Raw genomic sequence first — 14,197 nt, 5'->3', positions numbered from 1 at the left:
ACTCCCCGTTCCAGACCCCACCCCGCAAGAAAGCGAATCCATGAGCGAACTGAGCTACAACGGCGACAAGAAACTGGTGCTGGCGTCCGGACGGGCCCACCCCGAACTGGCCGAGGAAGTGGCGCGCTGCCTGGAGACCGAGCTGCTGCCCATGTCCGCCTACGACTTTGCCAACGGTGAGATCTACGTCCGCTCGGGGGAGAGCGTGCGCGGCAAGGAAGTCTTCATCATCCAGGCGCACCCGGCCCCGCTGAACAACTGGCTCATGGAACAGCTCATCATGGTGGACTCGATGAAGCGCGCCTCCGCCCGCCGCATCACCGTGGTGGCCCCCTTCTACCCGTACGCCCGCCAGGACAAGAAGGGCCGCGGCCGCGAGCCGATTTCCGCCCGCCTGGTCGCGGACCTCTACAAGACCGCCGGCGCCGACCGCATCATGAGCGTTGACCTGCACACCGCCCAGATCCAAGGCTTCTTCGACGGCCCCGTGGACCACCTCTTTGCGATCCCGCTGCTGGCCGGGCACATCCGCAAGATTGTGGGGGACGACGCCGTCACCGTGGTCTCGCCCGACACCGGACGCGTGCGTGTGGCTGAGCAGTGGGCGGAGCGGCTGGGCGGGGCGCCCCTGGCGTTCGTGCACAAGTCGCGCGACTTGACCGTGCCGAACCAGGCCGTCTCCAAGACCGTGGTGGGCCAGGTCGAGGGGCGCACCTGTGTCCTCATCGATGACATGATCGACACCGGCGGCACCATCGCCGGCGCCGTGCGCGTGCTCAAGGACGCGGGCGCCAAGGACGTCATCATCGCCGCCACCCACGCCGTGTTCTCCGAGCCGGCCTCCGAACGGCTCGCCAACTGCGGAGCCCGCGAAGTGGTTGTCACCAACACGCTGCCCATCCCGGCCAAGAAGCGCTTCGAGACGCTGACGGTCCTCTCGATCGCACCCCTGCTGGCGCGGGCCATCAAGGAAGTCTTTGAGGACGGCTCCGTCACGTCCCTCTTCGACGGCAACGCCTAGCCTGCACCTTGAAGCCGTGCACGGCTGGGTCGCCACGGTGCGCCACTTGCCAAGTGGCGCACCGTGGGCAGCCCCAGCGGTCCGGAATTCAAAGTGGCGTCTGCTAAACTTGCACGGTAAACCTTGGCGAGGGACGCCCCCAAAGCGTCCGTGATCGACTGGGTCCCACAGCTCCTTCACCCTTGATGGATTGTGCGGCCTTTTTAGTCCACGCCCACATCCAAGAATGAAGGAGCTTTTTCATGTCCGACCTGAACCTTACCGGTGAAGTCCGCAGCGAATTCGGCAAGGGCGCTGCCCGCCGCATCCGCCGCGCAGCCCAGATCCCCGCCGTCATCTACGGGCACGGCGCCGAGCCGCTGCACATCGTCCTGCCGGAGCGTGCCACCGTCCGCGCCATCCGCGGCGCCAACGCCCTGCTGACCATCACGGTCGACGGCGCGGAGCACCTGGCCCTCGTCAAGGACGTCCAGCGCGACCCCGTACTGCAGATCGTCGAGCACATCGACCTGCTGACCGTCAAGAAGGGCGAGAAGGTCATTGTTGACGTTCCCGTCGTCCTCGTCGGCGAGCCGGCCCCGGCCGTCGTCGTGAACCAGGAGGAAATGTCCGTCAGCCTCTCCGCCGACGCCACGCACCTGCCCGCCCACGTCGAGGTCGACATCAACGGGCGCGAGGCCGGCCATCACATCCTCGCCAGCGACCTGACCCTGCCGGCCAACGTTGAGCTGCTGACCGACCCGTCGCTGCTGATCGTGCACCTCGCCGAGCCCGCCGCCGTGGCCGAGGCCGAGGAGACGGCCGCGGAAGCCGCCCCGGCAGCCGAGTAACCACCACACAGTGGGCAACACCTGGCTGGTGGCCGGGCTCGGGAATCCCGGGCCCGGCTACAGCCGCAACCGGCACAATATTGGCTACCTGGTGGTGGAGGAACTTGCCTCCCGCCTCGGCGCCACCTTCAAGACCCACAAGGCGCGCGCCCTTGTCGCCGAGGGCCGCCTGGGCATCGGAGGCCCCAAGCTAATCCTGGCCAAGCCCGGCACCTTCATGAACCTTGCCGGAGGCCCGACGGCGGCACTCGCCAAATTCTTCGACGTCCCGGCAGACCATGTGGTCGCCGTCCACGACGAAATCGACATCCCCTTTGACACGGTCAAGCTAAAACGCGGCGGCAGCGAGGGCGGGCACAACGGCCTGCGTGACATTTCCAGGGCCCTCGGCACCAAGGACTACTTCCGGGTTCGGGCCGGCGTGGGGCGCCCTCCCGGCCGGGCCGACGCGGCCAGCCACGTGCTGAAGGACTTCTCCGCCACGGAAAACAAGGACCTGCCGTTCCTGGTCGGCAACGCCGCGGACGCCGTGGAACTCCTCATCACCGGCGGACTGGCGGCCGCGCAGCAAAAGTTCCACGGCACCGATTCCTGATTCCCGGCAGGGGTTTCCCGCGCCGCGGCAGGAATCGATGTGAAGGGAACGCGCCGTTACCCCTCCGACACGCCCGGCAACGCTGTTATACTCGGCATTAATCACGGCGGCGCGGATTATTGGGGTCCGCGTCCATTGTCCGTGAACTAGGGGATGTTTGAGCATGACAAGCGTTTGGGGAGACGCTGCGCCTCAACGTGAAGCTGGGGGGGAGCTGCGGTCTCAGCGAAGGGCCATGGGAGCCGAGGAACGGCGCCGGTGGTCCTCACTTGTGCGGCAGGAAGCGCTTGCTGCCGTCATGGCCCACCTGAAGAACCCCCAGCTCTACGGTGCAGCCATCATCGGTCCCCGCGGGGTGGGCAAGACCACCCTGGCGCGCCGGGTCGAACACCGGCTGCTTGCCAGCACGCACGTGGTCCGCATTTTTGGCACCGGCGCCGACACCGGCGCCGACACCGAGGTCCCGTACGGTGCCTTCAACGTCCTCATGGCCAGGCTCAGCGACCACCAGGCTGAAACACCGGCCGCAATCCTGCAAAAAATTGTGGACCTGGTCAACCAGGACGCCGGCGGGCGGCCCGCCGTCATTGTCCTGGACGAGCTGCCCGGCATTGACACGGCCAGCATGGGCGTGCTGATGCAGTTGGTGCTCAGCGGCACGGCCAAGCTGCTGGTCATGGCGCGCAGCACATCGGAGCTGCCCGAGGACCTGGTCTGGATGGTCAAGGATGGGCTGGTGGCCACGGAACGCATTGACGTCTTTACCCGGGCCGAGGTCCGCACCCTGCTCGCCAGGGCACTCGACGGGACCGTGGCCGAGTCGGTGGTCGGCGCGTTTCACACCTCCAGCTCGGGCAACCCCCTGGTGCTGCAGGCCCTGGTGAATGAGAACCTCAACAGCGGCGCCCTGCGCCGGCACGGCGACATCTGGGTGCTGGTGGGGCGCCAGCGCGAGACGGCGGCAAACATCCTGGCGGACCTGGTGGAATCCAGGCTGGCCCGCCAGCCGGAGTCCGTGCGGGCAGGGCTGGAGAAGTTTGCGCTCCTGCGCCGGGCGCCCCTCCCGGTGGCCATTCGCGCCTTGGGCCCGGAGTCGCTTTCCGAGCTGGAGGAGCGGGGATTCCTGACCATCAGTCCGGGCCCGAAGAGCGAGGTTTCCCTGGTTGAACCGTATCTCGGGGAGACCATCAGGGACGGGCTCACGGCCGAGGGGAAGGCGCGCCACTTCCAGGAGATGTCCGGGGTGCTGGCGATGGAGCCGGCAGCCATGGACCAGCAGCAGCTGTTGACGATCGCGGCCTGGGTCAACGACGCTGGCATGGTCATGAAGCCAAAGGCCGCACTGGCTGCCGCCCGGGCGGCCGTTCGCTTCTTCGACCCCCAGCTGGCGCTGGCCTGCTGCGCCCACATCCCCCGCGGGCATCCGCGGCAGGTGCAGGCGGCCCAAATCCGCAGCCGGGCCTACTTCATCCTGGCCAACTACACCATGGCCGTGGCCGCCCTCGAGTCGCTTGCCCCGGACGTCCTTTCCGCGCTGCCGCCGGAGGCCTACGCGTCCTGGGCCATGGACCTGACCAGCGCCCTTTTGTGGGTGCCCGGGGGCTATTCGAGGATTGAGGAGCTGCTGGCCGAGGTCGCATGGCGCATCCAGCAGGCCGGCGCCGGCGGCGGGCAGACCGCCCGGGCCGAGAAGTATCTGAAGCTGGCCCGCTTCGAGTTCCAGGTGCACCGCGGGGAATTTGCCCAGGTCGCAGGGGAACTTGACGCCGGCAGCAAGGACCCCGACGACCGTGAGTACCGGCTCAATTGCGCGAGCCTGCTGGCGCTGGTCCGGGCCGCCACGGGACGCGAGCTGGACGCCATCGCACTTTCCCGGGCCATCACCGCCGAGGCAGCCGAGCACGACCTGGTGCTGCGGATGGGCGAATGGCACCTGAAGGGGCGGGTCCTGTCGATGACGTGGACCGGGCAGTGGCGGGCCGCCGAGAAGTTGCTGAAGGACGCCGTGGAGGTTTCCTCCGGGCGGACCCAGTTCCGGGGCGGCGTCATGGAGCTGGCACTCGGGTTGGCATACACATATGCGGGCCGGGGTGCGGACGCGGCGGATGTGCTGCTGGTCGCTGCGGCCCAGCTGGAGGTCCGCGACACCTACAACAGCCTGGAACTTGCCTACTCCGCCCTGGCATTTGCCTTTGCCCAGATTCACGACGTCCCGAACGCGAGGCGGTACCTGGCCAAGGCCCGGGATGTCACGGCCTACACCCTGTGGGTCAACCGGTCCATGGCGGAGTTCTTCCAGTTGATGGCGCTGCGCTGGCTTGATGACGCCTCCGCCGCGCCACGCCTGGTTGCCAGCGCGGAAATCGACATCGCAAAGGGCCGCTTCACCACGGCGTCCATGAACCTTTTCGGGGCAACCACCCACGGGAGCAGCGAACAGTACCGGCTGCTGGAGGAAACCTCGGTCAAGCGGCAGGGACCCATGGCGGCGGTCAATGTCGCGCTGGCACGGGCCCACCGGGAAGGCAGCGCCGCGCTGGCGCTGCAGGCAGCGGAAGGCGCCCATGCGCTCGAACTGGCCGCGGTGGAGTCGCGCTGCGCCGTCGTTGCACTGGACCTGGCCCGCAATGCCGGCGAAATGCGCCTGTCCCGCGAGGCGCAGCGGCGGCTGGACCTGCTGGTGCCACAGGTGCCCGTGTTCCCGGTGGCACCCCATGCCGCGGCCGTTCCCCTGACCACGCGGGAACGGCAGGTCGCGGCGCTGGCGGTCCGCGGCATGGCCAACCGGGAGATTGCCTCGCGCATCGGCGTTTCCATCCGCACCGTGGAGGGGCACCTCTACCAGGTGTTTGCGAAAACGGGCATCACCTCCCGGGCGGAACTGGGGCAGGGGATGGATTTGTGACCGAACCCGACGGCCTGCCGGGCGGTAAACGGGCGCTGCTGGAGCCGCCGTTCTGCCGCGGCAACGAATTGGCGGACATAGTCTCCGCCATCCGTACCGAAGGCAGCCGTGCAGTGTTCCTCACGTCCGACAGCGGGCTGGGTGCCTCCACGATCCTGCGTGAACTGGCCGCGGCCGCCCGGGAGCATGTCCCCGTCCTGGCCATCCACGGCTCGCAGTCCCTGGCGAAAATCCCCTACGGCGTCATGACCCCGTACCTCGCCGGTGTGAGCACCGGTGAGGCCAGCGTCCGCATGTCCATGCTCCGCGCCGTCCTGGCCGAGCTGCGGCGGCTGCAGGCGGAGCTTGCGCCCGACGGCCGGTCCGGCGAGGACCTGCCGATCATCATCATTGACGATGCCCATTCCATGGACCCCGCCTCCGCCGAACTGGTGGTCAGCCTGGTGCGCTCGGGCATGGCCACCCTGGTGGCGTCCCACTCAAGCCGGCACCGCCTGCCCGAACCGCTGCCCGCGTTGTGGATGGCCGGGATGGCGGAGAACATTGTGCTGCGCCCGCTGGACCAGGCGCAGGCACACGCCTTTTGCGAGGCCATGCTGGGCGGACCGGTGCTGCCCGCCACCGGCTGGCACTACTGGTCCACCTCCGGGGGAAATCCGCTGTTCCTGCGCCTGCTCCTGGCGCAGGCGCAGGAACAAGGCTTACTGACCAAAAGAGGGGGCGTCTGGGTGGGCGATCCCGACGCGTCCATCCACGGACATGACCTGGAGGAGGCCGTCCGCAGGCAGCTGCGGGGGCTCTCGCGCGAGGGCTTGGAGGCCCTGAACCTCATCGCGCTCTCGGAGCCCGTGGACGATTCCATCATTCAGGACGTGGTGGGCGCTGCCGGCGTGCGGGAACTGCTGGACTGGCATCTGGTCCACTACGGCACGCCTCCATCGCGCCTGCTCAGCCTGGCCAACCCCGTCTACGGGGAAGTGATCCGGGAAATGGTGCCCGTGACACAGAGCCGCCTCCTGCACGAACGCCTCATTGGCCGCCTTGAGGGGGGTCCGGTCAACAAGGAGGCCCTCCTGCGCCGCGTCCTGTGGGCGGTGGAGATTGGGGCCGAGGTCCCCGATGAAAGCCTGCTCTCAGCGGCGATCCTGGCCAGCAGGATGTTCCAGTCCGCCACGGCCCTGGACCTGGCCAACCAGATCCACGGCGGGGAATTCAGGCTGCGGGCGGCCATGGTCAAGGCCCGGGCCCACTACAACCTGGGCGACTACCAAGGCGCGCTCTCACTCATGGAAGCGGGGCATGGAGAGGCCGGCAACCTCCCGGACCTGTTGTTTGGCAGCCTGCTGCGCGCTGCCACGCGGTCTGCCCTGGGCATGCCCGTCGCGTCCCTCGCGGCGGACGCCGCCACGCTGCGGGACCGGGGGGCGGAGTTGGCCCGGTCGCGTCCCGAAGAGGCCGATTCCCTCCAGGCGCTGAGCGAATCCGGGGCCCTGCTGGTTGAACTCATGGCGCTATCCCGCCAGGGCCGCTACTCGGAAATGGCGGGCCTGACGGCGCTGCTTACATCCGCGGACGGGCTGTCCGAGGCGGCCATGCGGCTCAACCGCACCATGGCCCTGACCATGGACTCCGAGCGCTTGATTGCGCAGGGCTTCCCGCAGCAGGGGATGGAGCGGGCCGCCCAGGCATACGCCATTGAGCACTCCGAGGAGAACGACGTGTTTTTCCTGCCGGAGACCATCCTGCTCCGGCTTCTGGCGGCGGCCATGTGCTGCGGGGACTGGCAGGGTGCGGCCAGGACGCTGGAGGAATTCTCACTCGACGCCGGCCCCGTGGTGTTCTCCTTCGGCGGGGGCGCCAACGTGGTGCGGGGCATGGCGTTCCTGCGCGGCGGCAAGGTTGCGGACGCGCTGGAGATCCTGCTGGCCGGCATCGACGCGCTCCGGATCAGCGACCCCCAACAGCTGTTGGGCTTCTGCACGGCCATGGCTGCCTACGCCGCGGCCAGGCTGGGCACCACGGAGCTGGCACGGCAATTGGTGGACGCCCATGTTGAGGGCACCGGCATGTTCGTGGTGGTCTCCCACGAGCGCGCGTATCTGGCCGGGGCCCGGTACTTGCTGGGGAACGACGCCGGCGCCCCCGTCGAACTGGTGGCCCTCGCCGACGCGGCGCTCGCCGACCGCTCGACCACGCTGGAACTGAACGCACTGGCCATCGCCCTGGAGCTGGGGGACGAAAGTGTGGTGCCCCGGCTGGGGCGGGTGGCTGCCACGGTTGAGGGGACGTGGGCGCACGCACTGTGCCAGTATGCCCGGGCGCTGGAGTGCGGGGACGGCCAGCTCCTGGCCGCGGCCGGAGAGTCGCTGGGAGCGGCGGGGTTGTTTGGCTTTGCCGAGCAGGCGCTTGAAAAGTCAATCTCGCTGCTGCGGGAGAACGGTCCCCGGGGCCAGGTCCGGGCGGCCCGCTCGAGCCTGCGAAAGGTCGCGGAGGGCATGGGTGTGAGGGCCCCCGGAGCGTTGCGGTCAGTTCAGGCGGAGGATCCGACGGTCCGGCAGCCGCCGGCGCTGCTGACACGCCGCGAACGCCAGGTCTCCACCCTCGCCGCCGCAGGGCGCAGCGACCGTGAGATTGCCGCGGAACTCACTTTGTCCCTACGCACCGTTGAGGGGCACCTGTACCGGGCCTACGCGAAACTGGGCATTTCAAGCAGGGAAGACCTGCCGGAGGCCATGGCCAACACGGCAGCTGGCTGAGCGGGGCGGGCGCCGCCTGAGTACTACCTAGGTAGTGCCTGGCTACTTGTTGGTTCGGGGCTCCCAGATACGAGTAGCGACCACTCGTGTGCATCCTTCCCGGCTGGACTTGAATTGGAGACAGCACTCAAGGTCTCCCACAAAGAAGGTCTCACCATGGTCAGGTTGCAGTCGTCGTTGGCTCAATTGGTCTTCAATGGCGCGGGCATTCTGGATCCGAGTGCTGCGGTGCCGCAATCCGGGGCGCCGGTACATTCCATGACGGCTCACAGCGAGCCCTTCGGAACGCCGGCCCAGCCTTCGGCTTGGCTCGGCACCTACCGGTCTCGAAGGGCATCGACCATCTTGTCCATGCCCCGGTCGGCCACTATGCTTGATGCAATTCATCAAGCTCCCCATTCGGAGCCGGCGGCGGAAAAGCCTTCTGAGACCAAGGCTTTCCCCCAGCCGTCGCCGGCTCCCCTCCTTGACGTCGCTCACTTGAATCAGCCGGGGCCAAGCACCACGGCCGCGAGAATCCAGTGAGCGACCTCAGGAGCCGCCCCCCGGTTGGCAGCCCCGCGCCGGCGCCGCAACCAGAGTCTGCGGCGCTCGCCGCCAGCCGCCCCAGGCACACCGCCTGGGACGCGGATGCCCTGCGCGACCCGGATCCGTCCGGGAAACCGCGAGCCGGATGGCCGGTGCTGTACGCCCGCAGGCTGTTCCTGACCGACCTGGCCGTCACGGTGGTGGCGGTTGCCGCAGCCTATTTTAACCGTTTCGGCTTGGACAGCGAGGGAGTCGCCAACCAGGTGCCGCCCTATGAGTACGTGGGCGTCAGCCTGCTGATCATGGTGCTGTGGAACGCGGATCTGGCCCTGTTCCGGACGCGGCAGCGCCAGGTGCTCGGCGCCGGGGCGGCGGAATACAAGCGCGTCACGCATTCAACCCTCAGGTCCTTCGGGCTGCTCGCCATCATTATGGTCGTCTTCCAGCTGGACGTTGTCCGCGGCTTCTTCGCGCTGGCCCTGCCCCTCGGAATCGTGCTGTTGCTGGCGGACCGCTGGCTGTGGCGCCGGTGGATTGCGTCGAGGCGCGCCGCGGGCGACTACCTCTCCAACGCCGTGGTCCTTGGCTCGACGGACGACGTGCAGTACGTCATTTCCCAGCTTCAGGCGAACCCCTCGACGGGCTTCCGCGTGGCCGGCGTTGCCGTGACCTCGCTGGACCTCGACACCGAGATTGACCCTGCCTGGCACCGGGTGCCAGTGCAGTCCAACATGGCGGACATTGCCCGCGTGGTCCGGCAGGCACGGGCCGACGCCGTCATTGTGGCCGGCAACCTGCCCGGCGGCCCAAAAACCATTCAGGAGCTTGGCTGGCGGCTCGGGGACCTCTCCACCGAACTGGTCCTCGCCTCCAGCCTGACGAATGTGGCCGGGCCCCGTGTCCATTTCCGCCCAGTGGAAGGACTCCCGCTCATGCACGTGGAAATGCCCCAATATTCAGGCGGGAAGCACGTCTACAAGCGGGCCGCGGACGTGATGCTGTCCTTCATGGCGCTGCTGGTGCTGGCCCCGGTGCTGCTGGTGTTGGGCGCCATCGTCCGGCTGGACAGCCACGGACCGGCGCTCTTCCACCAGGAACGCATCGGCCGCAACGGGGAAACGTTCAAAATGCTCAAGTTCCGGTCCATGATTGTCGACGCGGAGGCGAAGGTCGAGGCCCTGGCCGGCAGCAACGAGGCCGCCGGGGTGCTCTTCAAGATGGCGAACGATCCCCGCGTGACCAAGTGCGGCCGCTGGATGCGCAGGTTTTCCCTGGATGAGCTTCCCCAGTTCTGGAACGTCCTGGTGGGCCACATGAGCCTGGTGGGCCCGCGGCCTCCCTTGGCACGCGAAGTGGCAAAGTACCAGGCACCCGCCCACCGCCGCCTGCTGATCAAGCCGGGCATTACGGGGCTGTGGCAGATCAACGGCCGCTCCGACCTGCCGTGGGAGGAGGCCGTCCGGCTGGACCTCTACTACGTGGAGAACTGGTCGCTGACAGGAGATTTCATCATCCTGTGGCGCACGGCCAAGGCGGTCTATGCCCCGGAGGGCGCCTATTAGGTGCCCGCCCCCTCCAGAAATTCACCGTCGAAAGAAATGGATATCGTCATGGTCTCAACTCCAGACTCCCTGCCACAGCCGGGCCAGCCACAAACACGCCTGAGGGCCGCCGTCATCGGCGCAGGGTACTGGGGGCCGAACCTGGCCCGGAACTTCAAATCCGGACCCGATTGGGAACTCGCCGCCATTGTGGACATGGACTTGGCCCGCGCACAGAAGATCGCCGGCCCGCTGGGGGACGTCCCCGTCTATCCCGGGCTCGCGGAACTGCTCGACTCCACCGAGGTCGACGCCGTCGCCATCGCCACGCCTGCCCGCACCCACCACGTGGTGGCCTTGCAGGCGCTGGAGGCCGGCAAGCACGTCCTGGTGGAGAAGCCGCTGGCGGCCAGCCGCGAATTGGGCCTGCAGATGGTGGACCTTGCCGCCGACCGCGGCCTGACGCTCATGGCCGACCACACCTATTGCTACACCCCGGCCGCGCTGAAGATCCGCCAACTCGTTGCCGATGGCGAATTGGGTGACATTCTCTTCATTGACTCCGTGCGGATCAACCTGGGCCTCGTCCAGCCGGACGTTGACGTCTTTTGGGACCTGGCCCCGCACGACCTCTCCGTCATCGACTTCATCATGCCCGGCGGCCTGCGCCCGGACACCGTGGCCGCCCACGGGGCCGACCCCCTCGGGACCGGCAAGTCGTGCGTGGGACACCTGACCTTCGCCCTGCCCAACAATGCCATGGCCCACATCAACGTCAATTGGCTCAGCCCCACCAAGATCCGCCGGATGGTCATTGGCGGCTCGAAACGGACCCTGGTGTGGGACGACCTCAATCCGCAGCAGCGGCTGAGCGTCTATGACCGGGGCGTCAATTTTGAGAAGGTCTCCACCACCCCCGCCCAGCGCACGGCCCAGGCCATTTCCTACCGGCTGGGGGACACCTGGTCGCCCGCCCTGCCGGAAAAGGAGGCGCTCGGGCTGATGGTGGCGGAATTTGCCGCCAGCATCAGGGAGGGGCGCCCGTCGCGGACCAGCGGGGCAGCCGGCCTGCGCGTGCTCAACGTCCTGGAGGCGGCCAGCCGCAGCCTGGCAGACAACGGCGAACAAAGTTTTGTTGCACACGGCAACGTTCAACTGGAGGGAATACGATGAGCGAGCTGCAGGGGGCCTCCGTGCTGGTGACGGGCGGGGCGGGAACCATCGGTTCCACCATTGTTGACCAGCTGCTGGACGCCGGGGTTGCGCACGTGGATGTCCTGGACAACCTGGTGCGGGGGCGCAGGGCCAACCTGGAGGGCGCGCTGGCCTCCGGCAGGGTCGACCTGGTGGAGGCGGACCTGCGCGACCGCGACGCCGTCCACGACCTGACGCGGGGCAAGGACATCGTCTTCCACCAGGCGGCGATCCGCATCACCCAGTGCGCGGAGGAGCCCCGCCTGGCCCTGGAAGTGCTGGTGGACGGGACCTTCACCGTCCTTGAGGCCGCAGCCGAACACGGGGTGGGGAAGGTGATCGCCGCCTCCAGTGCCTCCGTCTACGGGATGGCGGAGGAATTCCCCACCACGGAGCGCCACCACCACCACAACAACGACACCTTCTACGGTGCGGCCAAGTCCTTCAACGAAGGCATGGCGAGAAGCTTTAGGGCCATGAGCGGCCTGGACTACGTCCTGCTCCGCTACTTCAACGTGTACGGCCCCCGGATGGACGTGCACGGCCTGTACACGGAGGTTCTGGTCCGCTGGATGGAGCGCATTGCGGACGGCCTGCCGCCGCTGATTTACGGGGACGGGCTGCAAACCATGGACTTTGTGTACACGGAGGACATCGCACGCGCGAACATCCTGGCTGCCGGAAGCGACGTCAACGAGGGTGTCTACAATATCGCCAGCGGCACGGAGACCAGCCTCCTCGGCTTGGCGGAGGCGCTCCTGCGGGCCATGGATTCTCCCTTGGGCGTCCAGCACGGACCGGAACGCGCTGTGAATGGCGTCGTGCGGCGGCTGGCCGATGTCACGGCGGCACGGCGGGACCTGGGCTTTGCCGCCACGACAGGTCTGGAAGGTGGGTTGCGGGCGCTGGTGGATTGGTGGCGGCCGTTGCGCGAGGAAATTGCTGCCGGACGGAACGGCGAGGCCGTGGCCTCGGGTGCGCGATGAACATCGAAGCGGAGGCAGCATCGCGCATCAGCGTCATGAAACCCTGGCTGGGCACGGAAGAGGCCGAGGCCGTCGCCGAAGTCATCGCTTCCGGCTGGGTGGCACAGGGTCCGAGGGTTGCACGCTTTGAAGACGCCTTTGCCATGGCCCAACACGCGAGCCACGCGGTGGCCACATCCAATTGCACCACGGCACTCCATCTCGCGTTGGTGGTGGCAGGCATCCGGGCCGGGGACGACGTCGTCGTCCCCTCCTTCTCCTTCATCGCCACGGCCAACGCGCCCACTTATGTGGGTGCCCGGCCCATCTTCGCCGACGTTGAGCTGGAAACAGGCAACGTCAGTGCAGCAACCATTGCGGCGGCCCTGACTGAGAACACACGCGCCGTCATTGTGGTGGACCAGGGCGGCATGCCCGTGGACCTGGACCCCATCCGCTCCCTGTGCGACTCGCGGGGGATCGTGGTGATCGAGGATGCCGCATGTGGAGCCGGCTCCACCTACAAGGGGCGGCCGGTCGGCGCTGGCGCGGAGGTGGCGGCATGGTCGTTCCACCCGCGCAAGATCCTGACCACGGGCGAGGGCGGCATGCTCACCACATGCCACGCCAACTGGGCCGAACGGGCGTCGAAACTGCGCGAACACGCCATGAGCGCGTCCGCCGCAGACCGGCACTCCTCGCTGCTGGCCCCCCAGGAGGAATACCTGGAAATCGGCTACAACTTCCGCATGACGGACATGCAGGCGGCCGTGGGCCTGGTGCAACTGGGCCGGCTGGCCGAGGCGGTGCGGCGGCGGCGCGCCATCGTGGCACGCTACGCGGCGGGCCTCGGGGACATTCCCGGGCTGAGGCTTTCGCATGATCCCGACCATGGCACCAGCAACTTCCAGTCGTTCTGGCTGGAGGTGCTCCCGGAATTTGGCGCGAGCCGCGAGGACGTCCTGGCGCACCTGGCCGATGTGGGCATCTCCGCCCGGCGGGGCATCATGGCCTCCCACCGCCAGCCTGCCTACACCGGGCTGGATACCGGCGGCGCCGACCTGTCGGTGACCGAGAGGCTCACCGACAACACGCTCATACTTCCCGTTTTCCACCAGTTGCACGAGGACGATCTGGGCCGTGTCATCCGTGCTGTCCGTTCCGCGGAAGGGGGCAGGGTTCCGTGACCGACTTGATCCTTGTGGCGGCCAGCGGCCTGGCCCGCGAAGTCCTCGCCTCCGTCTACGCCGGTGAGAGCTACACCGTGATCGGGTTTCTCGACGACGATCCGGCGCTGGTGGGCGCCACCGTGGACGGCCTGCGCGTGCTGGGCAGGATTGACGACGCCGGGGCGTTCCCCAAGGCGAAGTTCGTGGTGTGCGCCGGCAAGGGCGTTGCCCGTCAGGCAATAGTGAACCGGCTGGCCGAATTGGGCGTTGGCGCTGAGCGCTACGCCCGGGTCATCGACCGGACCGTGGTGGTCTCGGACAACTCGACGGTGGGCCTTGGGAGCATCCTGCTGGCCCAGGTGGTGCTGACCGCCGGCGTCGAGATCGGTGCGCACGTGGTCGCCATGCCGAAGGCGACGTTCACCCACGACAACCAGGTGGCGGATTTTGCGACGGTGACGGCGGGGGTCTCCCTGGGCGGCGGCGTCCGCGTGGGCCGTGGCGCCTACATCGGCATGAATGCCAGTGTCCGGGAACGCTGCACCGTTGGTGCCGGGGCCACCATAGGCATGGGGGCCGCCGTCGTCCAGGACGTGCCCGACGGCGAAACCTGGGTGGGCATTCCGGCCCGCCCCATGATTCCGCCGGGACCGGCAAAGCGCGTGACGATCGACAGGAAAGAGGGGGACTGAC

General features: G+C 67.9%; 10 protein-coding genes. All 10 read left to right on the top strand.

What is annotated here, in order from left to right; all coding sequences use genetic code 11:
* Positions 1 to 40 precede the first annotated feature (40 nt).
* Complete coding sequence (locus G6034_RS05735) at positions 41 to 1,021, top strand: ribose-phosphate diphosphokinase (protein WP_176634141.1); 981 nt, start codon at positions 41 to 43, stop codon at positions 1,019 to 1,021.
* Between the two features lie 242 nt (positions 1,022 to 1,263).
* Positions 1,264 to 1,851 carry a 50S ribosomal protein L25/general stress protein Ctc gene (locus G6034_RS05730; RefSeq protein ID WP_176634140.1) on the top strand — a complete coding sequence of 196 codons (588 nt, stop codon included), beginning with the start codon at positions 1,264 to 1,266 and terminating at the stop codon, positions 1,849 to 1,851.
* Positions 1,852 to 1,861: 10 nt separating this feature from the next.
* Positions 1,862 to 2,446 (top strand): aminoacyl-tRNA hydrolase, encoded by a 585-nt coding sequence (pth, locus tag G6034_RS05725; RefSeq protein WP_176634139.1) that lies wholly within the window; start codon positions 1,862 to 1,864, stop codon positions 2,444 to 2,446.
* A gap of 235 nt (positions 2,447 to 2,681) precedes the next feature.
* Positions 2,682 to 5,351 carry a helix-turn-helix transcriptional regulator gene (locus G6034_RS05720; RefSeq protein WP_176634138.1) on the top strand — a complete coding sequence of 890 codons (2,670 nt, stop codon included), beginning with the start codon at positions 2,682 to 2,684 and terminating at the stop codon, positions 5,349 to 5,351.
* Complete coding sequence (locus G6034_RS20270) at positions 5,348 to 8,107, top strand: LuxR C-terminal-related transcriptional regulator (RefSeq protein ID WP_176634137.1); 2,760 nt, start codon at positions 5,348 to 5,350, stop codon at positions 8,105 to 8,107. Before G6034_RS05720 ends, G6034_RS20270 begins: the two co-directional genes overlap by 4 nt.
* Before the next feature lie 521 nt (positions 8,108 to 8,628).
* Positions 8,629 to 10,197, top strand: a complete 1,569-nt coding sequence (locus G6034_RS05710) for an exopolysaccharide biosynthesis polyprenyl glycosylphosphotransferase (RefSeq protein ID WP_176634136.1) — start codon at positions 8,629 to 8,631, stop codon at positions 10,195 to 10,197.
* A gap of 48 nt (positions 10,198 to 10,245) precedes the next feature.
* Complete coding sequence (locus G6034_RS05705) at positions 10,246 to 11,349, top strand: Gfo/Idh/MocA family protein (RefSeq protein ID WP_176634135.1); 1,104 nt, start codon at positions 10,246 to 10,248, stop codon at positions 11,347 to 11,349.
* The gene (locus G6034_RS05700; protein WP_176634134.1) at positions 11,346 to 12,356 is read left to right on the top strand and encodes an NAD-dependent epimerase/dehydratase family protein; all 1,011 of its coding nucleotides are present in this window, start codon (positions 11,346 to 11,348) and stop codon (positions 12,354 to 12,356) included. Before G6034_RS05705 ends, G6034_RS05700 begins: the two co-directional genes overlap by 4 nt.
* A complete protein-coding gene (locus tag G6034_RS05695; RefSeq protein WP_176634133.1) occupies positions 12,353 to 13,522 on the top strand; it encodes a DegT/DnrJ/EryC1/StrS family aminotransferase in 1,170 nt (389 codons plus the stop codon). The genes G6034_RS05700 and G6034_RS05695 overlap by 4 nt, the downstream gene beginning before the upstream one ends.
* A complete protein-coding gene (locus G6034_RS05690) occupies positions 13,519 to 14,196 on the top strand; it encodes a NeuD/PglB/VioB family sugar acetyltransferase (RefSeq protein WP_176634132.1) in 678 nt (225 codons plus the stop codon). Before G6034_RS05695 ends, G6034_RS05690 begins: the two co-directional genes overlap by 4 nt.
* Position 14,197: the final 1 nt, after the last annotated feature.

The sequence above is a fragment of the Arthrobacter wenxiniae genome (assembly GCF_013376105.1).
Classification (GTDB): Bacteria; Actinomycetota; Actinomycetes; order Actinomycetales; family Micrococcaceae; genus Specibacter; species Specibacter wenxiniae.
The sequence above is the reverse complement of the archived record's forward strand: the minus strand, read 5'-3'. Positions and strand labels throughout refer to the sequence as shown.